At 69.1% G+C, this 24569-nt stretch carries 15 protein-coding genes and 1 pseudogene; 7 read left to right on the top strand and 9 right to left on the bottom strand.

Annotated elements, in window-relative coordinates; genetic code table 11:
• Positions 1-390 precede the first annotated feature (390 nt).
• Together ACFW0G_RS42020 and ACFW0G_RS42015 are read left to right on the top strand one after the other, a co-directional pair.
• The gene (locus ACFW0G_RS42020) at positions 391-2883 is read left to right on the top strand and encodes an ATP-binding protein (protein ID WP_378331139.1); all 2493 of its coding nucleotides are present in this window, start codon (positions 391-393) and stop codon (positions 2881-2883) included.
• Between the two features lie 56 nt (positions 2884-2939).
• The gene (locus tag ACFW0G_RS42015; protein ID WP_378331138.1) at positions 2940-3185 is read left to right on the top strand and encodes a hypothetical protein; all 246 of its coding nucleotides are present in this window, start codon (positions 2940-2942) and stop codon (positions 3183-3185) included.
• A gap of 7 nt (positions 3186-3192) precedes the next feature.
• Here the strand turns inward: ACFW0G_RS42015 and ACFW0G_RS42010 are convergent, their stop codons facing one another.
• Complete coding sequence (locus tag ACFW0G_RS42010; RefSeq protein WP_378331137.1) at positions 3193-3399, bottom strand: hypothetical protein; 207 nt, start codon at positions 3397-3399, stop codon at positions 3193-3195.
• A gap of 428 nt (positions 3400-3827) precedes the next feature.
• Complete coding sequence (locus tag ACFW0G_RS42005; protein WP_378331136.1) at positions 3828-4403, bottom strand: TetR/AcrR family transcriptional regulator; 576 nt, start codon at positions 4401-4403, stop codon at positions 3828-3830.
• Between the two features lie 352 nt (positions 4404-4755).
• Here ACFW0G_RS42005 and ACFW0G_RS42000 point away from each other — a divergent pair, with 352 nt between their 5' ends.
• From ACFW0G_RS42000 to ACFW0G_RS41990, 3 genes and pseudogenes are all read left to right on the top strand, one after another.
• Positions 4756-5853, top strand: a complete 1098-nt coding sequence (locus tag ACFW0G_RS42000) for an agmatine/peptidylarginine deiminase (RefSeq protein ID WP_378331135.1) — start codon at positions 4756-4758, stop codon at positions 5851-5853.
• Between the two features lie 205 nt (positions 5854-6058).
• Positions 6059-6382, top strand: a pseudogene (locus tag ACFW0G_RS41995) (transposase); the annotation flags it as partial.
• Between the two features lie 616 nt (positions 6383-6998).
• Positions 6999-7172, top strand: a complete 174-nt coding sequence (locus ACFW0G_RS41990; RefSeq protein ID WP_378331134.1) for a hypothetical protein — start codon at positions 6999-7001, stop codon at positions 7170-7172.
• Between the two features lie 394 nt (positions 7173-7566).
• Here the strand turns inward: ACFW0G_RS41990 and ACFW0G_RS41985 are convergent, their stop codons facing one another.
• Positions 7567-8289, bottom strand: coding sequence for a hypothetical protein (locus ACFW0G_RS41985; protein WP_378331133.1), 723 nt, complete (start codon positions 8287-8289; stop codon positions 7567-7569).
• Positions 8276-12262, bottom strand: coding sequence for a hypothetical protein (locus ACFW0G_RS41980; protein ID WP_378331132.1), 3987 nt, complete (start codon positions 12260-12262; stop codon positions 8276-8278). The genes ACFW0G_RS41985 and ACFW0G_RS41980 overlap by 14 nt, the downstream gene beginning before the upstream one ends.
• A gap of 35 nt (positions 12263-12297) precedes the next feature.
• On the opposite strand from ACFW0G_RS41980, the gene ACFW0G_RS41975 reads away from it, so the two are divergent.
• Complete coding sequence (locus tag ACFW0G_RS41975; RefSeq protein WP_378331131.1) at positions 12298-12681, top strand: hypothetical protein; 384 nt, start codon at positions 12298-12300, stop codon at positions 12679-12681.
• Here ACFW0G_RS41975 and ACFW0G_RS41970 read toward each other — a convergent pair.
• The 4 genes from ACFW0G_RS41970 to ACFW0G_RS41955 are packed head-to-tail and all read right to left on the bottom strand — an operon-like array spanning position 12663 to position 21068.
• Positions 12663-15119 carry an RNaseH domain-containing protein gene (locus ACFW0G_RS41970; protein WP_378331130.1) on the bottom strand — a complete coding sequence of 819 codons (2457 nt, stop codon included), beginning with the start codon at positions 15117-15119 and terminating at the stop codon, positions 12663-12665. The two genes, ACFW0G_RS41975 and ACFW0G_RS41970, sit on opposite strands and share 19 nt — an antisense overlap.
• On the bottom strand, positions 15113-18364 hold the full coding sequence (locus ACFW0G_RS41965) for a hypothetical protein (protein ID WP_378331129.1): 3252 nt from the start codon (positions 18362-18364) through the stop codon (positions 15113-15115). The genes ACFW0G_RS41970 and ACFW0G_RS41965 overlap by 7 nt, the downstream gene beginning before the upstream one ends.
• On the bottom strand, positions 18361-19458 hold the full coding sequence (locus ACFW0G_RS41960) for a hypothetical protein (protein WP_378331128.1): 1098 nt from the start codon (positions 19456-19458) through the stop codon (positions 18361-18363). Before ACFW0G_RS41960 ends, ACFW0G_RS41965 begins: the two co-directional genes overlap by 4 nt.
• A complete protein-coding gene (locus ACFW0G_RS41955; protein WP_378331127.1) occupies positions 19455-21068 on the bottom strand; it encodes a PD-(D/E)XK nuclease family protein in 1614 nt (537 codons plus the stop codon). The genes ACFW0G_RS41960 and ACFW0G_RS41955 overlap by 4 nt, the downstream gene beginning before the upstream one ends.
• Positions 21069-21137: 69 nt before the next feature.
• Between ACFW0G_RS41955 and ACFW0G_RS41950 the strand changes: the two genes are divergently transcribed.
• Positions 21138-24167: a DEAD/DEAH box helicase gene (locus ACFW0G_RS41950; protein ID WP_378331126.1), complete on the top strand. Its 3030-nt coding sequence runs from the start codon at positions 21138-21140 to the stop codon at positions 24165-24167.
• A gap of 133 nt (positions 24168-24300) precedes the next feature.
• Here the strand turns inward: ACFW0G_RS41950 and ACFW0G_RS41945 are convergent.
• Positions 24301-24569, bottom strand: a 269-nt coding sequence (locus tag ACFW0G_RS41945; RefSeq protein WP_378331125.1) for a hypothetical protein, incomplete at its 5' end; no start/stop codon positions are given.

The following is a 24569-nucleotide window of genomic DNA, read 5'->3' as shown; positions in this document are numbered from 1 at the left end:
CCCGATCTCCTTCTCCTTGCCAGTTCCTTTCCCTCGATACATCAGTTCCTTTTGCTCGTCTAACGAAATGATTCATTTAAGTAGGAGAAATCATTGACGATGAGTGTGGGGTGGATGTCGCCGCGAAGTCCGTCCCCGCAGCGACACCCACACCCCCGGTTCCTGCAAAAGGAAGATGGGCACCCACTCGTCGTTGCTTCACCCGTAAATCCCACCCTGCCGGATGGGCCTGTTAGCTGGAAGGGAGCTGAGAAGGGAGGTATTCGGGGAGGTTGAGGGGAGGATTGCTGTGCGGTCTTGACGTTGGTCGCCGGATGTGGTTGACAGCTCGGACCGCCGTGCATCACGGTGGGTGATGGCACGATGCCACTGTCTGCGGGGAGGACGATCGTGGCAGTACCCAATACTCGGCTGCGGGAAGCTCGGGAGCGCACACCTTCGCAGGAGCATCCGGGCGAATGCGTGTCGCGTCGGGAGCTTGCTGACCAGGTCAATGCGTACTTATGGACCGCCTATGTCCAGCGGGTGGAACTCGACGCAGGTTACATCGGCAAGCTCGAACGCGGGGTGATCCAGTGGCCCGGAAGCCGCTACCGCGAAGCACTCCGAACAATCTTGGGGGGCGCTTCCGACGCCGAGTTGGGTTTTTACAACACCCGCCGTGCGGGGGTCGCGTTGTCGAGTGCGGGGACGGTCTCTTCCACCGCGGTGGAAGCACTGCACGCTGATGTGGAACGGAGGAGATCTGATCTCGATGCGGTGAAGGCTCCTACGCCCGATCGGGAGCAACGACCGAGGCTGCGTGGCTCCCGGTACGGACGCAGGAGGCTGCAACAGCGTGGTGTGATGCCTGTTCCGCACCAGCTTCCGGCTGCCCCGTCATGGTTCTCGGGGCGAAAGTGTGAGCTGGCCAGGCTTGGCAAGCTGTTCGAATCCCACGGCCACGTGGTTGGCGCGATGATGGTCGCGGTGCTGTTCGGTGCGGGAGGTGTCGGCAAGACATGGTTGGCCCTGCGGTGGGCGCACCAGTATCAGAGCCGGTTTCCCGATGGGCAGCTGTTCGTGGATCTGCGTGGCTTCGGCCCCGCTGGACAGCCCACGCGCCCAGAGGCTGTGGTCCGTGGATTCCTGAGCGCGCTCGGCGTCGCCGCCAACCAGATTCCCGCTGACTTCGACGCGCAGTGTGCGCTGTACCGCAGTGCGCTGGCCGAACGTCAGGTGCTGATCGTGCTGGACAACGCCCGCGATTCAGCACAGGTCGCGCCGCTACTGCCAGGTAGCCCGAGTTGTGCCGTCCTGGTCACCAGCCGAGACCAGCTCACCGGACTTGTTGCCGCCCACAACGCCCACCCGCTGCATATTGACGTGCTCCCGGACGATGATGCCCATAGCTTGCTGGCAGCACGCCTCGGGCCGGAGCGGCTGGCCGCGGAACCGGGCGCTGCCGGCACCGTGCTCGGCCTGTGCGGTGGGCATCCGCTCGCGCTAAGCATCGTCGCCGGACGTGCCCAGGCGCGTCCCCAGCTCCCGCTCGCGGCGTTGGCCACCGATCTCCAGAACGCCACGACCCCATTGGACGCCCTCGATGACAAAGACTCGGCGGCGAGCGTGCCGGCTGTACTGTCCTGGTCGTACTCGGCCTTGACCGCTGGCCAGGCGCGAGTGCTTGACTTGATAGGTGCCGCCCCCACGCCGGAAATCGCCGTGCCTGCGGCCGCAGCCCTCAGCCAGCTGACGATCTCCCAAACCGCGGACACGTTGGCAGTCTTGGAACGGGTATCGCTGCTGGCGCAGCACAAACCTGGCCGGTATCGGATGCACGATCTGGTCCGCTGCCACGTCGCAGGTCATGCTGCTCAGCATCAGCCCGACACTGCCCGCGATGCCGCGTTGCGCCACCTGGCCTTCTACTACACCGGCGCAGCGCGGTCTGCGCAGAACCAGCTCGATCCGCACCAGCCCACCGCCGAATTCGACGCCGTCGGCCCCCCGGCGCCCCGGGCGCTTCCGGATGCGGCGGCGGCTCTGGACTGGTTCGAGGCTGAACATCCTTGTCTTCTGAGCGTCCAGCAGCACGCTCGGGAACAGGGCTGGTCGGCGGTGGTGTGGGGGGTGGCGTGGGGCCTGACGGTCTTCCAATTTCGCCGGGGACATATCCGCGACAACCTCGACTGCTGGCGGAACGCCGTGGTCGCCGCCCACCATCTGGGGGACCTACACCTGCGCATCATGGCGCTATGGCGCGCAGGGGACGCCTACGGCCGAGCAGGGCAACATGCCGAGGCCGTGGAACACACCCGTGAGGCGCTCCGACTGGCCGAGAGTATCGGGGACCAGCGGGGGCAGGCGCACAGTCACCGAATCCTCTGGAAAGTGTGTGCATGGCAAGGTGACGACGAAGGAGCCCTGAAACATGCCCAGCAGGCCGCGGCACTGTTCGGGAACGCCCACGATCCGGTGTGGGAAGCCGACGCCCTCAATCACGTGGGCTGGTTCTCGGCAAGACTCGGGCAGCTAACATATGCCAGCGCGCCGTGTGAATACGCGCTCACCGTGTTCCGCGAACACCACGCGCGTGAAGGAGAGGCCAGCGCGCTCGACATCCTCGGCTACATCGCCCACCTCACCGAGGAAAACGACAGCGCCCTCGACCACTACGAACATGCACTCAACCTTCGCCGAGAACTCGGCAGCACTTACCTTGAAGCAGAGACACTCGTACGCATCGGCGATCTCCATTCCACCCTCGGGCGACTACCACAGGCACGGCACGCCTGGCAACGAGCGCGAACCATCTATCAAAACCAACATCGCACCGCCCAGGCCGACAACATCCAGCGGAAACTCGTCGCCAGCCAGGACAACCAAGTACCAACGAACTAACTTTGGCGTTCGCGTTGGAAATAGTGAGGCCAAGGGCAGCGCGACACGAGCCGTCCATGACCGCCGCGCTGGAACGGCTGCTGGAGATCGAGGTCAACGCCACCGAGGAACGACGGCTGGCCAGCCGGTTGCGGTTCGTCTGCCTGTCGGATCCCTGGACCCTGGCCGACCAAGCGCCCGATCTGGCGATCTTCTGCTCAGCTCTACGAGAGCCCGGAGAGAGTCATACTTCCGGGTGCGGTATGGCGTCGACGCCGTGCCAATGGGTGGTGGCCGCACTCGCGACCACCACCTACCGATAGCTTGGGTTCAGGCCTGCGCGCGCACCTCACGCATCCAGAGTTCGAAAGTGCGCGTCGTGCCGCTGTCGTCGGCACCGACCGTCACGATCAGCCGATCGTCAGTGACCTCGGCGCCATAGCTGATGTTGTCGAAGTCTTCTCCATCGTTCACGAAGATCGCGAAATCTTTGGCAATGTCAGTCGGAAGGAGCTCGTCCAACTTCACCTGGCCCATCGGTACCTTCACAGATTGTTCGTCCAGGCGCTGTCGTTGACCACCCGATGTGGGATCACCACCTTGCCGATCGAGGGGATCACCAGCGGCAGGTGGTCAACCGAGAGAATGTGTTCCAGATCTGCTGTCCGGTTCGATCATGGCGACTGGTGGAAGCCTTCCCGTTACTTGACCTCTGAGGTCTCGGAAAAGAGCGGCAGCTCGGGTTCCGTCGGGTCGTTCACCCAGATCGGCATCGTGCTGACGCCTGGCCCGTTTCTGGACCTCGAGTCCTCACGGCAGAACTTACCTTTCAGGGGTGTTCCGGTTCGAGAGGATGGGCGGATGTAGGGAAGTGGGTATGACTTTTATGCCAGCATTCCTGGCCACGGGCTTCACCCGTTGGTGACCAACAGAGTAAGGGCGGGGATGGGGCGATACGGCGCTGCTCATGGTTTGTCCAGTTCCGCCGCTATCGCGTCGCGCAGCAAGGTTCGTGCGCGGGTAACGGTCATCGAGCCGCTGAGCCAGCGTTCGCTGAGCCCTTCGGTCAGGGCGGTGAGCCGTTCGGCCGCGTCGACGGGGCTGGTGCGCGCCGAGATCGTCCCGGCCTGTTGTCCCCGCTGGATGGCGTCGGCGACCTCGTCCACCCATACCCGGGTCGACTCGGCCAGTGGTTCGCGCAGGTCGTCGGTGAACACGGCGCTGGCGCGGAGTTCCCCCCACGCGGTGCTGTTGATGCGCACCGTCTCGGTGTCCTGTATCTCCAGCAGCAACAGTTGTTCGAGTTCCCCGCGCGGATCGGTCGCCTCGGTCCCCGTGTGCTGGGTGTAATCCGCCGCGCGGTCGCTGATGTGCTCCAGGGCCCGTCGCAGCAGCCCGGCGCGGTTCCCGAAGTGGTAGTAGATCAGCGCGGTGGAGATGTCCGCCTCGGCGGCGAGTTTCTCGATGCGCAACCCCCGCACGCCGCTGTGCGCGATCACCCGGACAGCGGCGTCCAGTATCGCCTTCTGGCGTTCCGACACGACACCTCCCACTGACTGATGTTTCAGTCAGCCTCAAGGATACCGCCGAATCACACTACAGCGCCGCCGTCCCGGCATCGGGTGGTCGGCCACGCTGAGCAGGGGTACCGATGCGCGGGCCCCATCGGGATCAGCGGCATGCCACGCGCCCGTCACCTCAGCGTTCACCGTGCCTGGCCGTCCCGGGCTGGGCCGTCGCTCGATTTGACTAAATTTTCAGTCAGCCTCATGATGGTCGCCACGAGGCGATCTCGCCTCGACCTTGGCTCGTGTGCTCACCCCTGGAGTGTGTGTCGTGTTCGATTCCCCGCTGTCTCGTCGTACCGCGCTGCGGACCTTGGCGGGGATCGGCATGACCGCAGTCGGGGCCGCGGCGTGCTCCCGGCCGGAGGTGCCGCTGACCCGAGCCACCGGGCCGTCGCCCGCGACGGCCCTGAGCACATCGGCCGGCACCCGCCGGTTCGGCGCCGAATGGGAGAACCACGCACGCACGTTCATGTCCTGGCCGACGGCGACGATCTGGGACGACGAGCTGCCCGCCGTGCGGGCGGACATCGCCGGTCTGGCACGGGCGATCGCCGATCACGAGTCCGTGGTGCTGCTCGCCCGCCCCGAGGACGTAGACGGCGCGAAACAGGCATGCGGAGCCGGTGTCGAGGTGCTGCCGATCCCGGTGGAGGACCTGTGGGCCCGCGACACCGTGCCGGTGTTCGTCGAGGAGGCAGGCAAGGTCATGGGCGTCGACTTCAACTTCAACGGCTGGGGCGGCAAACAGTCGCACGACAACGATTCCGGTGTCGCCCGCGCGGTGCTGGCGCGGTATGGGATCCCGCGGGTGCAGACCTCGATCGTCGCCGAGGGCGGCTCGTTCGAAACCGACGGCAAGGGCACGCTGCTGGTCACCGAGAGCTCGCTGGTCAACGACAACCGCAACCGTGGCAAGACACGTCAGCAGATCGAGGACGAGCTCAAGCAGACCCTCGGTGTCACGAAGGTGATCTGGTTCGCCGGGGTGCGAGGCAAGGACATCACCGACGCCCACGTCGACTGCCTGGTGCGCTTCGTCGCCCCGGGGATCGTGCTGGTGGACAAGGCGGCACCCGACAGCCCGGCCGACATCTGGTCCCAGGCCGCCGACCAGGCCAGGACGGTGCTGGCGAGCGCCACCGACGCGAGCGGCAAGGCCTTCCAGGTCATCGATCTGCCCCAGCCGGACCCGGACCGGGTCACCGTCCGCGGCAGCAAGAGCGTCATCTCCTACGTCAACTTCTACATCGGCGACAAGGCCGTGTTCATCCCGAAGTTCGGCGACGCCGCGGCCGACGACCGCGCCCGGCAGATCCTGCGCGAACATTTCCCCAGTCGCGACGTCGTCCCCGTCAAAATCGACACCATCGCCTCCGGTGGCGGCGGCATCCACTGCGCAACCCACGACCAGCCCACCGGCTGACCGAATCCACCACACATCCGCTCATGCCACGATCAGCGCGTTCCACGAACGCGCTCTTTTTTCCGGCGGGACTGTAAAACGTTCGGTGTAACTCCCGATCATGGAAGTGCACCTGATGACCGACATGATGTCCGGCGTGGACAACGCTGAGAACTCGAAGCCCGAGGCCGGTCTGGACGGCCTGGATGTCGAGCTGGTCGAGCAGTTGGTGAACCGTGCCAAGGCCGGCGGGCTGAGGTTGGCCGGTGAGGGTGGGGTGTTGCAGCAGCTAACCAAGCGGCTGCTGGAGTCCGCGCTGGATGGCGAGATTACCGATCATCTTGGCTATGACAAGCACGACCCAGCCGGCCGCGGAACCGGCAACTCCCGCAACGGCACCCGCTCCAAAACCGTCCTGACCGACGTCGGGCCGGTACAGGTCGACGTGCCGCGGGACCGCGACGCGAGCTTTGAGCCGAGGATCGTGGCGAAGCGGCAGAAGCGCTTGACCGGGATCGACGAAATGGTGATCTCCTTGGCTGCCGACGGCAGCTCGTTGCTCGGGTCGATCGCGTCGAGGGCGGGTTCGCCTGAGCGGCTTGAAGCGAGCGGCACGCGGGCCCCTACCTCAACGGCGTGGCCGGTAGAGCCAAGCACGCCCGGAGAACCCCTTTTCCGGCATGGAAACGGTGGTTTCGACGAAGTCCTGGTCCGTCACTCCGCCGTAGCCGTGCCGGCCCACGTCCTGGTAGACGGTGTCCGAGACGATGATGGCGCAGTCGAGTTCGGGATGCTGCGTCAGCATCGAACGCAAGGGCGGTGAGTCGAGGAGCCGGTGGATCGCGATCGTGGACCAGCCAATCCAGCCGTTGACGCTGGGTTGGACGAGACCACGGTCGATCGCGACCCGGATGCGCAAGCGGGCGTCGTCTTCGAGTGCGTCGTTCGCCGCCCGGGTGGCGCGCACGAGGCCGTCGAGCAGCCGGGGGAGCACTACTGATTCGTCGAGTCCGGGAGGCAGCACCGCGTACTGGCCGTCCCCCGAGCTGTCGGTGACCACGAGTGACTCGGCTATGCCGGTGTGGGCTCGTGCCGACCTGAGCAACTCGACGAACCGCTTCTGCACCCGGGCTGATTCAACGGTGGGTATCCGGCTGTAGGAAACGATGTCCGCCGCGACGCACAGCCGTACCGACGCCCGGGAAACGGCGGCCACCGGAGGAGCCGGGCTGGGAACCGGTGCTCCCGGATCGGCGGGCAGCGAAACCGGGAACGTCCACGGCCTGTCGGTACGGGCGTGGACGACGCGGTTCCGGAACGAGAACGCCGTCCGTGGTTGACGGAACGAGGTATCCACTCGGAGAGTCAGTTCCGCATCGCGTGGGCGGGCGGTCGCCGGGACTACCAGTTCGAGCACCAGGGGGCCAGATGGCAGGTGTCCGCGGTCGAAACCGCCGATGTACCAGCTGAAGGCGGAGCCACCGATCCCCGAGACCGTCGTGATCCCGGGAGGACCACTGAGATCGGCGACGGTCGCCGTTGTCAGGGTGCCGCGGACGAACACGACCGCCAACCGCCGGCGGTCCGACAGCGGTTCGAAGGTCAACGAGACCGTCAACGCGATCGTGTGGTCGGGCCGCGTCGTGACACTGACCGGCGAGCAAACGGCTGCGGACAGGGCAGGGGACGTGCTCGGGCCGGTGGTGAGCGTCCGCCGCTCTGGCGCCGCCTCGCTCATCGGAGCGGGGGGAGGTCGTGCCGGGTCCGGTCGTCCCCGATCAGGTATGCCGCGTGCGGGGCGATCAAGGCGGCGCCAGCGCGGCCGTGCTCGATGTCGGACGAACTCGCCTCGATGATGGTCGACACGGCCGGATCGGCGCTCAGCTCGAGCAGGGTGCGGTGCAGCACCAATGCCGAGCGGCTCGCCAGGACGAGGCCGTGGAACTCGAGGTGACGAAGCTGTTTGAAGGACTCGCCGGGAACGGGTGCCGGCCCCTCGACCACGGTGCGCAACGGCGTGAACCCGAGCTCGCCGACGTGGTCGGCGAGCTCGGGAAAGCCGACCACGTCCAGCTCTTCCGTCAATTCTCTTCGCAGGCACTCCACGGCGTCTTCGCGGTAGACACCAGCGGCGAACCACCGGGAGAACTCCGGAACCGCCCGCGCCGGCAACCGGCCCCGCAGGTCCGCGGACATCCCCGAGTCTCGTGCTACCCAGCGTTCCGGCCGGAAGCCCCACGTCTCCAGCAGGTCCGCGGCAGGGGCGAAGTACTTGAACGCGCCGCCGGGCGGCGTGAAGGCACCCGGCCTCGATTCCGAGCTGAACAGCACGTACCTGTCGTCGTCGCTGATCCGCACCAGCGCGGCGCAGGAGATCCGGACGGTGCTCGAGCCTCGCCGGGCCGCCACCGGCCGTCGATGCCGGATCAAGCGCGCGGCCGGTTCACGTCGTCGCACGGGGTTCTCCTTCCGGGGCGGCGGACTCGGTGGCCGGAGGCAGCTCGGCGATGGCAGCGCGCAGGATCTCCGAGAGCGGGCGTTCGACCGTACCCGCGTTCGAACTCAGTGTCAGCGCGGTGTCGCCTGCCGCCGCGGCCAGTTCCCGCAAGTGGGGCACAGCGGTGCGCATCCTTGCCGTGACGACGGCCCGGGCCCAGCTGTCGATCTCGCGAGGCGGTGCTCCCCGCTGTGGCCGAGCGGCCCAGAGCGCTGCCTGCGCCGGCGCGGGCAAGTCGCCCGGACCGGCCTTACCGGAGTCCAGGACGTCCCAGCTGGCCAGAGCTTCGATGCCGAGCACGACGTCGGTTTCGTCGCCGCGGAGGAGGCGGTCGAGGTCGGCCAAGCCGCCCCGGCACCGCGCCAGCGCCAGCTTCCACGGCCAGCGGAGACGTTCCGGTAGCTCCCGCGCGGCGAACGACCGCGTGGCGGTCCACGCGAGCCGGACTCCCCGTGCGCGATCGGTGCGGAAGAGAGCGACCACCAACGCGGACATCCCCTCGAACGGGGGCGAGCCGGGAGCGTCGAGGACAGCCGAGAAAAGCCTTTCGGCGTCTTCGATGTTCTCTTCGTTCACGACTGCGGCGGCGATCATCAGGTGGTGGTTCTGCGCATTCCCGGCCACCGCCGGCAGGATCTCGCTCGATCGGCCGGGTGCGTCCCGCAGCAGCCGGTGCGCAGCCTCGGCTGCTTCCGCCGGCGAGCCATGACCGATCTGGCCGAGCCAGGTGTCGGGATCCGGCACGGCGGTGCCCGGCACGTGGGGATCGAGCAGCGCCGCGACACCGGAGACGTCGAACGCGAACCGGTGCCGGAGCAGGATCTCCTTCGCCGAAGGGTGGGGCGCGAGCGTTTCCAGGAGATAGAGGCGTTCGTGCCGAAGGTGCCGGGCGTGGCCGACGTCGGTCGTGGCGCCGAGTTCCTCGACCACCGCGTTGAGTCGGTGCTCCACGGCGTTGTGGTAGGCGGCGCGTTCCGGCTCCGGAAGCGCGACTCCGAGCTCACGCAGGGCTTCCGCGGCGCGGCGGACCACTTCCCACGAGTCCGGTTCGGATAGCTGCGCGGCGATGTGGAGTTCCAGGCCCCGCAACCGGAACCGGCAGACGGCACGCAACGCCGCCAGTCGCAAAGCCGGGTCGGCCGGGCCCGCCAGAACTGCGAGGGTCGAGTCGGTCAGTGCTGCCCGTGCCGACCGGTGCTCGAAGCCGGGGCGGGCTCGGTCGGTCAGCCATTCGAGCGTGGCCAGTGCCGTCGCTCGTGCGTCGGGCCGGGCTGCGCGATCGCGCACGACTTCGGCCAGCGCTTCGGGGTCACCGAATGCCTGAAGCCCTTCAGGCCGCAGCTCGGCACGGAGGAGCTCCTGCTGGGTCTGGACGAAATGCGCAACCAGCTCCGCCGGCGCGTAGTGCGCGGCGCGGAGCAGCTCACCGGCTCGAACCGGTTCGCCGGAGAGCTCGCCGATGATGCGGCGGACGATTTCCGGGCTCGTGGTCGGCAGACCGGCGAACAGGCACAGCGCGTGGTGCCAAACGGGCCGGGCGGCTTTCGAGACCTGTTCCGTTCCGGGGCGAGACTGCAGGGCGTAGGCGGCGAGGAAGTCCCGATCGGACCGATCAGCGAGCCGTGACCCCGAATCGCCGTCACGTCTGAAAAAGCTCATCGCGGCGTGACACGCGTCTTGTTCGGCGACACCACCATCGAGCAGCCCAGCCGCAATCCGGGTGGCGGCAGCGAACCCGTCGTCACCGAGTTCCTTCCGGAGGCGCCGCTCGTGCAGGGAGTGCGGCCGGGCCGGAAGCGCACCCGACCGGATGTGACCGAGCAGCATCGCCAGCGACCGCGGCCGGCGGAGGTCGAGCGGTGCCCACACCGGATCGTCCAGCAGCGAGTGAAGCAGCACCGGAACCGCCTCGGGGGGTGCGTGTCGGTAGAGGAAAGCGCCGATCGCGGCTTCGTCGAACTCCTTGAGCCGGAACTCCGGGAACGGCAAGCCGTGGTCTTCCCGGCCGGCGACCACGATCGGGAGGTGGGGATGAGCCGTGTGGATTCGCTGGAGCTCCGCCACCGCTGCCGGGCGGTCCGGTGCGTCGTCGAGATCGTCGACGAGCAGCAGCACCGCCGCGGTGGACAGCGTCTCCGCGGTCAGCAGCGGAGAGCCGAGGTTTCCCGCTGCGAGCAGGACGGGAATGCGGTGGCCGCCGGCCGCCGTTCGATGAGCGATCTCCCGCAGGAGGCTGGTCTTGCCCGAGCCGAGCCCACCCGTCAGCACGGAAACGGTCGTCCGCAGCACGGCGTCGACGGCATTTCGCGGTGTGTCCGGTGTGCTGGCGTCCTCGACGAGCAGATCGATGAAGGTCTCGTGATCACGCCGGTACCCGGCCAGGACCTGGTCGCGGTGACTGCCGAGTGCGCTGACGATCCGGGGCCGCAGGCCGGCCACCGCCCGTTCGCGGTCGGCCGTCGGCCAATGGGCGAACGGAGACGGTTCGGTCAGCCACTCGGTCGCGACCGCGGCCGCCGCCACCACGGCCCGGACCTTCGCGGGGCTCTGCACCGCGCCGCTCCACTTCAGCGAGCGATGACCCGCGAGGAGGAGGTGGGACCGGTGGTCGTGCACCCACTCCGGACCGGCGTCGTCGTGCGGGTAGCAGCCGTGCGCCCGCGCCCTGATCGCGAACAGGACCTCGAACTCGGTCGTTCCGGCTCCGGTGAGCAGGTCGAGGCCGAGGTCGCGGGCTTCGTCCGTGGTGGCGCCGCGTTGGAGCAGATTGCTCGCCACGGCCAAGGCTCGCTGCACCTTGAGGAGGTGCGGGAGCGCCGCGTCGGCGAAGACGTCCCGCAGGAAGGAGATCTCCAGCCATGCGTAGTCGCCTTGTTGCGGCGCTTCGCCCGTCGTGTGGGCGTAGTCGATGAAGCACGGGTGGTCGCCCACCACGACCACGTTGCCGACGTTCAGATCGCCGTGAGCGGCGGAGTACACGCGGTCCGCGGAGTCCTCCGTGAGCACCTGCGGGAGACCCGCGAACGGGTCGGCGAACACGTCGGCACCGACGTGCCACCCGTCACCGGCGACCTCGTCCGGGCACACGGAGTCCAGGACCAACCGGCGTCGTTCGGCACCCCGGGTGGTGAGCACGGTCCCGCGGACGACGCCGGGTTCTCCGAGCTCTCCGCGGTAGCCGATCTTGATGTCCTGGCCCCCGAGGAACGCGCCGTCCTGGGTGAGCCCGCGCAGCTCGACCCGGTCGCCCGGCTGCAGGTCGGTGTCGAGGCCGCCCAGCGTCCGCCGGAGCACGACGTCGTCGGGGTGCCAGGGTGCGGCACCGTCGTCGAGGTCCAGGGTGAGACTCGGACCGAGGCCGGGATTGAGGGAACGCAGGGAACGGACGCCGGGATGCAGCTTGTGGTTCCGGTGCAGGGCCGCGGCGGCGCCGCGCAAGGTGCGGTCGAGAAGCGCCAAGGCGGTGGGAAGCCGGTTGCTGTCCGCGTGTGCCGCCGCGACGAGTTCGCCGAGGGTCCGAACCGCATCCCCGGGCTGTCCCGTGTAGTCGGCGGCCTCCCCGTAGACGAGCGCACCCGTCTCGTTCGGGCTCGTGCCCGTGACGACGTCCGAAGTGGCCGCGATGACCGGCGCGAACAAACCACTGACGAGTGTCTTGACGTGGCTCTGGTAAGCCTGCCATTCCCGGTGGAGATCGCCCGTCCGGTCGATCTTGACGACACATCGTGTCCGATGCCGCGCCTCGTACCGATCCGCGAGCAGGACGGTGCCGCCACTGCGGCCCCCACCCAGCACGCGGACGACCTCGACGTGATCGGTGGTGGCGGGCCAGCTCCCCACGCCGCTGCCGGGGATGCGTCGCACCAGCCATTGGATTTCGGGGGACCCGGGTGCTTCGGGGCCGAAGGTGACCTCGACACTGTGGTTCAGCATCGGTACGCACCAGCTTCACGGGCGGAGGGACGACGGTGGACGGAAGTTGCACGTGGTCGGCGCTCTGCGCCCGGTACGCCGAGATCAGGGGCGACGCACACGCCTACGACCTCGGCAGCCGGTGGCGGCGGCTGGTCGATGCCACCCGTGCGGGGACCGCGACGCTGATCGAGTGGGACGCGCTGCTGGACGAGATCGAGACGCGTGCCGACGAGGAACTCAACTTCATCAGCAAGGGCAACGAGCGGGCGCGGCGCCTGATCGCACTGCGCGCCTCCGCGGGGGACTTCGGGTGCCCGGCCGATCTGTGCGACCGGAACGCGCCGGAGGAGCGTGCCGACCGCGCCCCGGTGTGCCCGCTGTTCGAAAAGCCCATGGTCCCGGGCCGCGGACGGCCCGGTCACGTGGCGGCCCGGTAGGACGGGTGGTCCCGGTCCGCGCCCACCGCGAGGTGCAGCGGAACCGGGAACGACGTGCGGTGGTCCCACGACACCGGGTGTTCGCACAGCCTTGCGGTGATCGCGGCGAGGTCGGCGGGCTCCCAGCCGCCGGCTCGCACGACGAGGATCTCCGTGGCGGTGTAGGAGTGCCAGGAGGCGCGTAGCTCCTTCTTCCGCTCGGCGGGCAGCGTCCACCTGGTGAAGTTCATGCTCGGCCGGCCCGCCAGGGAGTCGAGCTTGCGAGACAGCCGTGGGAACAGCCACAGCGGCTGTGCCGATTCGGCCAGCCGGTAGAGCTTGGGCTTGCGGCCGGGCGAACCCGGAGTGTCCGGGTCCGCCGGCTGGCGGCCGCCGAGCCGGTCGACCGGTCGCCCGATTTCGGCGATGTCGTCGTTCAGCCGGACCAGGGCGACGTCGTGGCCGTCCTCGACGAGGCGGTCTCCGGGAAGAGCACCGTCGCCGAGCGACTGGTCCCGCAGGCCGGGCCAGATCGACCGCGTCGCCACGGTGTCGACGAACAGGACGACCGGAATCCCCACGCGGTCCCCCGTGACCAGCTTGCGGAGCATTTCGTCGACGTGGGCCCGCGTGCGGGCGGCCTTCTCTTCGGACCGCCCCAGGTACGGGTCGCCGATCGAGCCGCCGTGGAAGTCGGTGATGCCCCGCGCCGCGGTACGCCAGTCCTGGGTCGTGGGGCTGGCCATCAGCGTCGACCACGTGCCCTCGGGGCGCGCGTGGACGGCGACCAAGGTGAGCACCAAAGGCACCTCGCCGTCAGCGGTCTGCTGGCGACGTGCGTGTATGCCGACCAGCAGCGCTTCCCTGCCGAGCGGGTTCTCGTCCGTGCCCGGCGGCCGGGCCAGGTGCCGTCCGGTGGCCCCGGCGATCCGGAAGAGATCGCGGAGGGCGCTTCGGGCGGCGTGCGCCTTCGCCTCCCGCTGCTTCTTGGTCCGAGGTTGACGGACGCCGGCGGGGTCGGTCGCCAAGAACTGCGACGGGATACCGTGCTGGGCGAGCAGCCTTCGCAGGTACGGCTTCTTGTCGTCGTCGTGGTTGATGTCGACCTCGGGGTGGTATTCGGTCTCGACCCACGCGACCACGAGCTGGTCGTCCGCGGGTTCCCAGTCCATCGTGCTCTCCAGCAGCGCGGCCCGGCCGCCCGGCCCGTGCCGGAGAAGGTCGGGGCAATGCCTGATCAGCACGTCGACGCCCTCGATGACGGGTACGGCCGGGCCACCCTCGACCGGGGAAACGTGGGTATCGGCCAACGCACGGAGTTCGCCGAGCATCCGCTGGTGGGCGTCGGTCGTCGCGTACAGGCAGGCGATGAGCACGCGCAGGAAACCGGTTGAGGACACGTCGACGTCCGGCAGCCCGCTCTTCGACGGACGTTGGGGGACGGAGATCTCTTTGGCCTGCCGGTAGGTCAGCGTCCGTAGCTGCGGAAGGCAGTTCGTGACGTGGGCGTGGAGCCGCGCCATGTAGCGCGGCCCCGGGCCGCTGCCGACGTCGTGGCGCTGGAACTCGCGGGTGCTCGGCCGCGCCGCACCCGGTTCCGGCGGCAGTTCGGTACCGACCTCGACGCCGCTCGTCTGGCACGCCTCGAGAACCTTCACGATCGGTGGATCGAGGTAGGTCACCCACTCGTCCTCGGTGCGGCGGTGCCGGACCGGGAGACGCAGGATCGGCTTGTCGTCGCCTCGGTACAGCCAGGTGTTCTTCGTGAAGGCCCAGTCCGTCGTGAAGCGGGAAATGTGCGCGTCGAACGTCACGATCAAGTCCTCGACGCCGCCGCGGGTGGTCAGTTTCGCGCTGATGCGGCCCATGGCGAAGATCCCGGGACGACTGCCGGCGAGCAGATCGGCCCGATCCCACGCGAGGAGGCAGCCGTCCGTGTCGATCATCAGCCGCTGGCTCCTGTTCCGCGCCAGGGCCAGCGGGCGCTCCGCGAGTCTCCGCATCAGCTGCCAGGTCGCGATCCGGAACACCCAGCCGGGTGCGAGCGGGACCGCGCCCGGCCGGTATTGCACGTGCTCGGCGAGCAGGCGCGTCTTCTCGGGCGGCGGAAGCCGGTCGGCCAGCTCGGCGTCGGCGGCGCCACCCCGGACCTGCCGCTCCCACGCCCGGACCGCCGGCTTGAAGCGGTGGTCCAGCGGCTTGTCGGTGATGAGCAGCATCCGATTGCCTCGAGCGCGTTCGTCGTCCCCGAGTTCCCATTCACCGAAGAGGCACACGCGCTGCCCGGTGGCCGCCGTGAGCGCGGTGGCGAGCGCGGAGTACGGCTGCCGGTGGGTTCCGCGCCGGGGCAGCTGATCCCAGATCCGCTGGAACTCTTCCGACAGGGGATAGGCGGTGACCGAGCCGAGCAGGTCAACGAGATCTTTCCGCGGGAGCCGGAACGCGAGGGTCGTCAACATGGTTTCTCCGGGGCGGTCGCGTTCTTGTCGGCATAGTCGAAAAAGGCCTGCAGGGTGGTGCCGTAGAGCGATTCCATCCTGGCCAGCACACCGGTCGTGCGCCACTCCTGCCTGAGCTCCTGCACGAGGGCGGCGAAATTGGGCCCGTGGGACGGGTTCAGGAAGGCTCCGTCGACGAGGTGCAGCCGTGCGTCGGTACCGCCGCGACGGGCGCGTCCCACGAGCTGGATCGCGCCGTTCAGGATCTCGGCGACGACACCGAGCTGCGCCGATCGCGGCTGGCTGCTGAAGTAGGGCTTGCTCCGCACGATCTCGTCGAAGTAGGTCCCCGCCTCGGTCCTGCGCCGCTCCAGCACCTCCAGCGGGTCAGCGGCGTCGCCCGGGACCTCCCGCAGGGCCGTCGACTGGATGTGGGCGACGAGCTCTTCGGGCTCGTCGATCAAGGGGATCGGCCGGACGAGCAGCCACACCGACCCCAGTGCCGAGCGGTCCCCGGCGCCGATGATGTTCACCCCGCGCTGCACCCGCGCGAGCGGCGCGATGAGGATGTCGCAGGGGTGGCGGGGCAGCTCGTCCAGTTTGTCGGCGGGGAGCTCCCGCCAGCCGTCCTCGTGGGCGTGCACCTCCGCGGGCGTCCGCTCGCTCTTGGCCGGCCTGGTGGCGAGGCAGATTTTCGGGGCTTCGACCCCGGCGGCCACCAGGCCCTCGGCGATGAGCCGGCCCGAGGCGTACGACGTGGTCGCGAGCAGGACCCGGGCGCGATCCTTGTCGGTTTTCTTCAACTGGGCCAGTTCCGCGCACAGGTGCTCCTTCCAGAGGTGTGCCGCGAGCTCCCGCGTCGCCGCGTCCCGCTCGGCGCCGCTGAGCCCGGAAATCCGGATGGCGTCGCCGGCTTCGGCCGGGACGACCGCCACCGAGTCCGTGTCGTCCCGCACCCACCACCGCGGTTCGACGTGGACGTGATGGTGTGGTGCCAGCGGGAAGAACGCGGTGGCGGACAGCCCGAGCACGACGCGCCGGGTGCCGGCGTGGGCCAGCGCGGTCGTGTCTCCCAGCTGGGCGACGTAGACGTGCGGATCACCACCGAACGCGGCGGCGCGCAGCCAAGCGTCGTCGCTGTTGTTGGCGTCGACGTGTTCGGTGAACGCGAAGACCAGCCGCCCCAGCGGACCGGTCGGGGTGAACCGCCAGCGCCCGTACGTGCCCAGCGCGTCGGCGATCACCTGCACGGATTCGATGCCGGCGTCCACGAGCTGAGGGCTGTTGTTCATCAGCCGGTGCAGGTAGACGCGGATCCGCTCGAGGATGGCCCGGCGCACGAGGCGGTCGACCACCTTCGTGCGCTCTTTGCCGCCGGGGACCACCGCGCGCTCTTCTGCTGTGTTCTCGGCGGGTTCTTCTCTCTCGTCCACCGGCCGGGGGCCGAGGAGGCGGTCGAGCTCGGTGCGCACGGAGGCGACGGTGCCCGCGCCCGACCCGGCCGTGGTCAGCAGTTCGAGCAGCGGCCGCATCGCCGGGAAGAAGGCGGGTTCCCCGGCGTGGGGGTGGCAGTCCCGCCCGGGGAACAGGGACTGGAACACGACGACCTGCTCCGGTGCGACGTCATCGTCGGTCATGCCGAACAGGCGCGCGGTCAGCCACGCGTCCCACCGGCGGGGCACTGTCCACCTGCGTTGCACGCCCGGCGCGGGTTCGCCGATCCGGCCGTAGGCCAGGTGGCTGACATAGTTCTCCGACAGGTAGCGGATCGCGTGGTAGGAGTCGCGCACGCTCGCGTCGACCGCGGCCCGGACGCGGCCGAACGCGGCCCCGAACTCGTTGTCGAGCCGGCGCAGCTGGGTGTCGATGTTCCCGGCCTCGTCGAGCACGAGTCCCCGGCCCGCTTGCGAAATCGTGCCGCGTTGGAACTCGTCGATCTCGTCGATGACCACGACGTGACTGCGCCGCATGACCAGCTCTTCCACCGACATCCGGTCGGTGACGCCCAGGCCGTCGTCCACCGGGAACTGGAGCACGCCCAGGTGCAGGTTCGCGTGCGAGGTCACGATGACGTCGGCCGAGAGCGCCGCCCGGACCAGCCGGTAACGACCACAGGTCAGCCGGAACGGGCACGCGACGGTCCGGTCCCCGTCACCGCGTTTGCGCGGCTGCTGCAGCGAGGTGCAGGGTTCCTTGCCCGGTGTCCAGGTGTCGACCGCCTCGTCGGTGGAGGCCGCAGCGGCGAGGGCGCAGCCGTAGCCGAACTGCCGCCAGACCCACTCGGCCGGCGGCCCGGTCACCATGTGGGCCACGTCCAGCATGGACCTGGGCGAAATCAGCGGCGTCACGGTCTTGCCGGGCCGGATTGCGTTGAAGGCCGTTTCGATGGTGTGGGCGTACTTCGCCACTTCCGCGTTGTTGGTCAGGACGTAGGTGACGACGACCTCGTTCTCGACGGCCCAGCAGGCGAAGCTTTCGATCAGCACGACCGACTTCCCGAACCCGGTGTAGGCGATCAGCTCGTTCAGCTCACCCGCTTCGAGGACCAGCTTCGCTCCGGTCTCGTCGAAGGTCTCGGGGCGTCCTCGGAGCTTGTCGATGAACCTTCGGATCGATTTGGTGCGGTGCTTCGTCCCGAAACACTGGTCGAGCGTGACGGCGATGTCTTCGAGCTCGTCGAGCGGAACTTCGATCCGGTCGCGGGCGTCGGCGGTGGTCACCACCGCCGGGTGGCTCGCGTCGGGAAGGTGGTGCTGCCGGATCTCGTACCGGGCATCGACGATTTCGTCGTGCCCGCCCTCGCGGGGGACGCGCAGGATGGAGCGGTGCCCGCCGGGCTCGGCCACGGGGAGGCACCGGGGACGCTTCCGCTCCAGGCCGTCCAGGACCGCCAGGCAGTCGTCGGTGAACCGCAGGGGAACCATGCCGAGCTCGACCAGGAGCAGCCCGGACGTCTCGTAGTCGTCGGCACGGCGGCAACCCGGGAGTTCGCCGGCATCGAGCAGTTCGCCGAGGACTTCCTTCGCGACCTTCGCGTCGGCGAGCCGGTTGTGCCGCATGCGCATCAGCCGGCCGAAGCGCCGCCGCTCGGCGGACGGCAGGACGCGCCACCGGTCCCAGGCCTCGAGATGTCCGTCGAGCACGTACCCCACGTGGTCGGCGCGGACGAGGTGGCAGCCCGGCGCAGGGAAGTCGACCGGGAAGTACGCCGTCGCCAGGCCGAGTGCGGCCCGCACCGCGTAGAGGATCTTCGAATCGTCCTTCACCGCGCCTCCCCGGCCGCCCGGCGGGCCAGCTTGACGGCGTCCTTCTCCGAAATCGCGGCGAATCCGGCCTGCTTGAGCGGGTCGACCTGGTGGGCGTGCGTGTCGGGGAGCAGGAGCATCGCCTTGGCCCCGTCTTCCCGCAGCCGCCTGAGTAGCTGCTTCAGGGAAGCGCATTCCTTGACGTCGTAGTGGAAGTCACCCGTGACGACGTGGAGGTCGTAGGTGTCGAAACCTGGCCAGAGGTGCACCTCCGAGTACTTGCGGAGCCGTTTCGCCAGCCGGAGTTCGGTCACGCCTGGGATGACGACGGACCGCCACACCCCAGTGTCGACGCACTCCATCCCGGCCGCCGATCGTGCGGCTGGTCCCCGGCGCTCGGCGTTCAGGACGAGCCGGGGCCGTCGTGCCGTTTCGTCCAGGTCGAAGCGTGCTCGATGCCAGCGGTACGGGCAGCGGACCCTGGGTGGATCGACGGCCATCGGGTACTTGCACACCGGACAAGGCCACCAGTACTCGCGCCCGTCACGACCCATGTGCTTCTGGTGGGCTGCCAGCGGCCGCCGACGGCCGGCGGGCCGGGCGCCAGCCTGGACCCGCTCGTCCGGAATCAGCTCGGGCAGGCCCGTCGGGTTCTCGATGATGAATTGGCGGGAGTTGACGTAAACCTCCTGGGAACCGTCTTCGATCAGGGCGTGGAACACCTCCCGGCTGACGCGGTCGGACCGCATCCTGGTCCACGACGGCAGCCAGCCGCCGGTGCCGGTGCGGTCGAGCGGACAGGCGTACTCCGCCGCGAGATCGTGCGCGGCGTCGGTCAACTCGTCGCCGTCGAGCAGCTCGCTCTCCCCGATCTCGGTGTCGTCCGACGCGAGCATGAGCCCGCGCAACGGCCGGCCGAGGGCCTCGACGAGGTCAAGCGGACCCGTCGGCGACTTCCCCGGGCCGTGCGCCTCCATGATGACGCCGGTCATCCGGCAGATCTCCGTCATCGCTTCCGCGCCGTGCTCTTCCCGGGTGGACCACGCGTACGCGGCTCGCACCGCCGCAGCGATCACCCGTTCCTCGCGTGCCGGCACGGTGTCGTCTTCGTTCACTCCTCGTCCTTCTTCGCATCGGGGCACCACAGCGCCACTTCGCACGTTTCGCAGGCATCTCCGGGCTGCGCGGCCATCGTCAGGTCCGCGTGCCACGGCGCCGCGAGTTGGTGGACCACCTCGCGGGCGCGGGCGACGAGCCAGTCCTGGTCCGGTGAGAATCTGTCGACCAAGGGGCCCGCCGGAGTCAGCCGTTCGAGTTCGACGCGAGAAGCCGGGCCGAATACACCTTCTGCGGCCAGCACCAAAGCCAGTGCGATCTGTGGGTATCGGTCTAGCAGGTCGCCCTCGTGGATTTGCCCGGTCGACTTGGTCTCCCGGACGACGACGATGTCTCCCTCGGTGTAGAGGGCGTCAACGGAGGCGTACACCACTACGTCGGCCTCGGGGTCGTACACGACCACGTCCTGTTCGGACCGGATCGTGTCAGCTCCGCTCATCGTCCGGACCGGGCACCGCAGTGAGTGGTCGCCGATCATCTGTTCGCCGAGCAGCGCCGCCCGGCCGGTGACCTCCCACGCCGGCCACCACGACGGTCCGGGCGGGACGTCCCCCGGACGGCACGGACGCGGTGGCTTCCGGTTGTGCTGGTGTTCGAGCCAGTGGTGCACGGCCTTGCCGCGCCGGGCATCGAGGCCGTACTCCCGATCGTCCGGGTAGGGCAACCGGAGGTCGCGCAGGTGTGCCTGGGCAGGGCACGTCCGATACCGGCGGCCGGTGGTGACGCTCCAGCTCCGGGCCGGTTTGGACTTGTCGTGGATGCCGAGCAGGCCGGGCCGCCGCACCAGTTCCGGGCAGTCGGAGCGCAGCGGGCAGCGGACGCAGTCCCGGCCCGGCCGGTAGCCCGTTCCTTCGGTCACGTCTCGCAGGACGTGGCGCGATTCCTCGCCGTACAGCCGACGGACCGTGGGCGCGGTTTCGTCGAAGACCACGTCCCACGAGCCATCGGAGAGTCCGATCTCGACTATGCGGACGCGGTCCACCGCGGCCGCTGCCGGGCTCACGACCAGCGGGGCGCTCCACGGGCCGATGACCGTGTGACCCGCCACGAGCACGAACGCGATGGCGGCCAGTTCCGGAAGCTGAGGTGGCGGCACCTCTCGCCGGTCGGGATCGACCGAGTGGGTACGCAGCAACCGGATCTCACGGACGTCGCCGTCCTCGCTTTCGTACCACCGGCCGGAGGCCCGGATCTCGAACACGTCGTCGTCGGGTCCCGGCCGGATCGGGTACTGGACGGCCCACTCGCGAGAACGCGGGTGCAGACGCCGCCCCGACACGTGAGCCAGCGCCTCGTCGGCGCGCAGGTAGCCGAGCACCGCGTGCTCGACCCACCGGAGGAGGCCGGCGTGGCACCGGGAGCCGGGAGGGGAAGCGCGGTGGCGGCGGTGTGCGTCCGGGACGCTCATCCCTTCGAAGACGATGAGGTCGAGTACATCGCGGACGGCCTGGTCGGCGAAGGTTTCGGGTCCCTTCTTCTTGATCGGCTCGTCCGGTGGTTTCCGGGACCCCGGCCGGCATTTCGCGGCCAGACCTCGTGGGCACGCTTTGCCGGCCTTCGCGATGTAGCGGGGGCTGACCCGCAGGATCGACCGCTGGGTCGGCGACACTCAGCCAGCCTTCCGCGGCGTTGCCGCTATCCTCGCTGCTCGTCCAGCGGGATCGGAGATGGTGAACTGGTGGGGCACGGGCGAGGTTCCTTCCGCGGGCTATTCGTCGGCGTCAACACGTATCTGTCGGACGGGATCACTCATCTGCGTACTGCTCGTTGGGACGCCGAAACGCTTCACGCGTTGTTTTCGGACAGCTTTCCCGGCGAGAACTTCACTCTTGTGGTTGACGAGAGTGCGACGCGAGAACGGCTGATCACCGAACTCGGCACGCTGCGCGCACTCAGCGCCCCAGAGGACACCGTGATCATCGTGTTTTCGGGCCACGGATCCACGACGCACCACCTGCTCACCCATGATGCCGATCCGGCCGATCTGCACGGCACGGCCGTGCCGTTGACCGTCCTCTTCGAGCACCTGCACACGCTGGCGGCCCGGCGGGTCGCGGTGGTGCTCGACTGCTGCTTTTCCGGGGGCGCCGGGGCCAAAGTCGTGGCGTCGGCGGCCGGGAACCCCGGAGCGACGCCCGAGCTGCCGTGGTCTGGTGTGGCCGGTCGCCTGCTGCTGACCGCGTGCGCCACCGACCAAGCCGCCTACGAAGATCGCGCTGGCGGGTACGGCCTGCTGACCCGCCAGCTGGTCCTGGCCTTGACCGGCCGGGCCGAGGTCACGGCCCGGGACGAGGTGCCCGTCGGCGAGCTCCTCGAGGTCGTCCGGCGTCAAGTGGCCGGGCGCGCCGAAGTCCTCGGACTCGAGCAGATCCCCGCCGTTCACGGCACGGCCACCGCGGACATGGTCTGGCCTCGTCTGCTGCCGGGCCCGCGGTATGCCGCGCTGGCGGGCCCGGACGACCGGGAACCGGTGACCGCCGACGTCGGCGGACTCCGGCCGTACGGCATCCCGGACGTCGTGCTGGCCGGATGGCGCCGGCGGATCGGCGAGCTCAACTCCCTGCAGCGCGAAGCAATCAACCGGGCTCACGTCCTCCAGGGCCGGAGCGTCGTGATCGTGGCGCCGACGGCGGCCGGCAAGACGATGGTCGGTGAGATGGCGGCCGTGCGCGCCGCGTCCGCGCGGGGACGCGCGGTGTTCCTGGTGCCGACCCGGGCACTGGTCAACGAGCTGTACAGCCGGTTCGAAGCCGAATACGGGGCGGCCGGGATGACGGTCGTCCGGGCCACGGGCGAACTCGCGTCCGACATCCCGGCGATCGTCCGTGGCCGGTACAGCCTCGGCGTGCTCACCTACGAGACCTACGCGGGCCTGGTCCGGACCCACCCGGAGCTGCTCGACCAGATCGGGACGCTCGTCGTCGACGAAGTGCAGAACATCGCCGACGACCAGCGCGGGCCCGCGCTGGAACTGTTGCTCGCCTCGGTGCTGACGATGCCGGAGCCCCGCAGGCCGCAGATCGTCGCCTTGTCGACCGGCCTCGGTGACGATCACAGCCACCTGGACACGTGGCTGGAGGCCACGCCGCTGAGGTGGACCGAGCGGCCGGTTCCCCTCGTCGAAGGCATCCTCCGCCCGGACGGCGCTTTCCGCGGCCGCACGGACACGGGGGAGGAGGTGCGGGAACAGCTGGTGGTGCGGCCGAAGTACGACCCGGGTTTCGACGCGACCACGGCCGTGATCCGGGAGGAGATCGACCGCGGAGGACGGGTGATCGTGTTCGTCGGCACGCGCAGTGCCGCGGTCTCCGAGGCCAGGAGGCTGGGGGAGGTGCTCGGCCTGCCGCCCGCCGCATCACAGGTGATCCTGCCGCGAGGGGACGACACCCGCTTCAAGGCGAAGCTGGTGGAGTGCCTCGGGCGGGGCGTCGCGTTCCACACGGCCGATCTCGGAACCCGGACGAAGAAGGCGCTGGAAGACGCCTTCCGCTCCGGTGGGGACATCAGGCTCCTGGTCTCCACGGCCACCCTGGCCCAAGGCGTCAACCTGCCCGCCGACCTGGTGGTGATTCGCGACATCGGGAACCGGGCCCCCGGTGCCGCGCGGACGGTCGCGGCCTACAAGAACATGGCGGGACGAGCGGGCCGGGCGGGCCCGGGCCGGGCAGTCGTCCCGGTCACCACGGCGGAAGAAGCGGACGTCCTGGACACCTACGTCGCCGGAACGCCCGAGCGAGCCGTGTCGGCGCTGCTGCGGCACGAACCCGACCTCCCGACGTTGGTCCTCCGGATCGTCGCCGCGCTGCACCGCCGCAACCGTGTCCGGACGGGCGACGTCCACGGATTCCTGAACCGCGGTTTCGCGAGTCACCAGGGCCGGCTGGTCGGAACGCCGGTGACCTGGAACCGCAGGTCCCTCTGGGACGCTGCCGAGCACCTGGCCGAGCAGGGCCTGCTGGACATCCACGACGACCTCCTCGCACCCACGCCGCTCGGCGAGGTAGTGAGCACTGGCACGGTGAGCGTCACCTCCGCGGTCCGGGTGATCCGCCTCCTGCGCGCGATCGGCCCGGACGACCTCACGGGCGAGGTCCTCCTGGTCCTCGCCCAGTGCACGGAGGAGCTCGACGCGATCGATGTCGAATGGACCGTCTCGTGGCGGAACCTGGTCCCTCACTTCGCCGGCCGGGCCTTGCCCAACGCTGTGGTCAGGGCCGTGGTCAACGCGCCGAACAAGGTCGACCGGACGGCACGGGCGCTGATCTGTCTCGCCTGGACGAAGTTGATCTCGATGGATCAGCTCGAACGCCTTCTGCTGGGCACGGCGAACCGCCGGAAGCCGATCATCCCGGTCGCGTCGGTGCTGGGGCGGACCCGCGACGTCATCGACACCATCGTGGAGCTCGCGGGCGAGGTGCACCCGATGGCTCGGCAAGGTGACCTGGCTCAGCTGCCGCTCCAGCTCGACCACGGAGTGCCGCCGGCGTACGCGGACTTGGCCGCGCGAGCCAGTGACGCGCTGGACCGGTGGGACTACCAGTGCCTGTGGCGGCACGAACTCCGTCACCCGGAGGCGATCGTGGAAACCGACCCGGCGACTCTGGCCACGATCTTGGGTGATGATCACCGCAAGGCGTGCGCAGTGGTCCGGCTCGTCGCGGAGATGGTCGAGGCTCAGCGGGCTTTCGACAGGTTGGCGAGCAGCTGATCCCGCCAGATCACCGTACTGGCTGAGTGCAGGTTTATCTGTTCGGCCGGGCAGCGGGTCGGGGCCAGTTGCCGGTGGCGAGTCCGTCGAGGCAAATGACGCGGCGGCCGGAACCAGCGTTGGCTCGAAGCGTTCAGGCCGTGTTGCCGGTCTGCTGTTCCCCGGCCGCCCGGCCAGCCATCCGATCAGCGCGGAGCCGTTCCGGAAACGACTGGCCCGCCACGGAGTTCAGGCCCGGTCCGCCCGCAGCGCCGTGCTCGCCGAGTTCGCCGCTGACCTCCCAGCTCCAGTTCTCGCCGAGCTCCTTGGACTGCACATCGGCGCAGCCGTCACCTGGACCAAGACCCTCCAACGTGACTGGTCGGCTTACCTGGAAGCCCGCGCGGCCAACAGCAACACCGT

Source organism: Amycolatopsis sp. NPDC058986, from assembly GCF_042741125.1.
In the GTDB taxonomy this organism is placed as follows: domain Bacteria; phylum Actinomycetota; class Actinomycetes; order Mycobacteriales; family Pseudonocardiaceae; genus Amycolatopsis.
This window is presented reverse-complemented; position numbering and strand designations above follow the sequence as displayed.

Coding starts and splice junctions, on each gene's coding strand:
- ACFW0G_RS42015 (WP_378331138.1), top strand. CDS start 2,940: ATGACCGCCGCGCTGGAACGGCTGCTGGAGATCGAGGTCAACGCCACC.
- ACFW0G_RS42010 (WP_378331137.1), bottom strand. CDS start 3,399: ATGGGCCAGGTGAAGTTGGACGAGCTCCTTCCGACTGACATTGCCAAA.
- ACFW0G_RS42000 (WP_378331135.1), top strand. CDS start 4,756: ATGACCGCAGTCGGGGCCGCGGCGTGCTCCCGGCCGGAGGTGCCGCTG.
- ACFW0G_RS41990 (WP_378331134.1), top strand. CDS start 6,999: ATGTCCGCCGCGACGCACAGCCGTACCGACGCCCGGGAAACGGCGGCC.
- ACFW0G_RS41980 (WP_378331132.1), bottom strand. CDS start 12,262: ATGCTGAACCACAGTGTCGAGGTCACCTTCGGCCCCGAAGCACCCGGG.
- ACFW0G_RS41970 (WP_378331130.1), bottom strand. CDS start 15,119: ATGTTGACGACCCTCGCGTTCCGGCTCCCGCGGAAAGATCTCGTTGAC.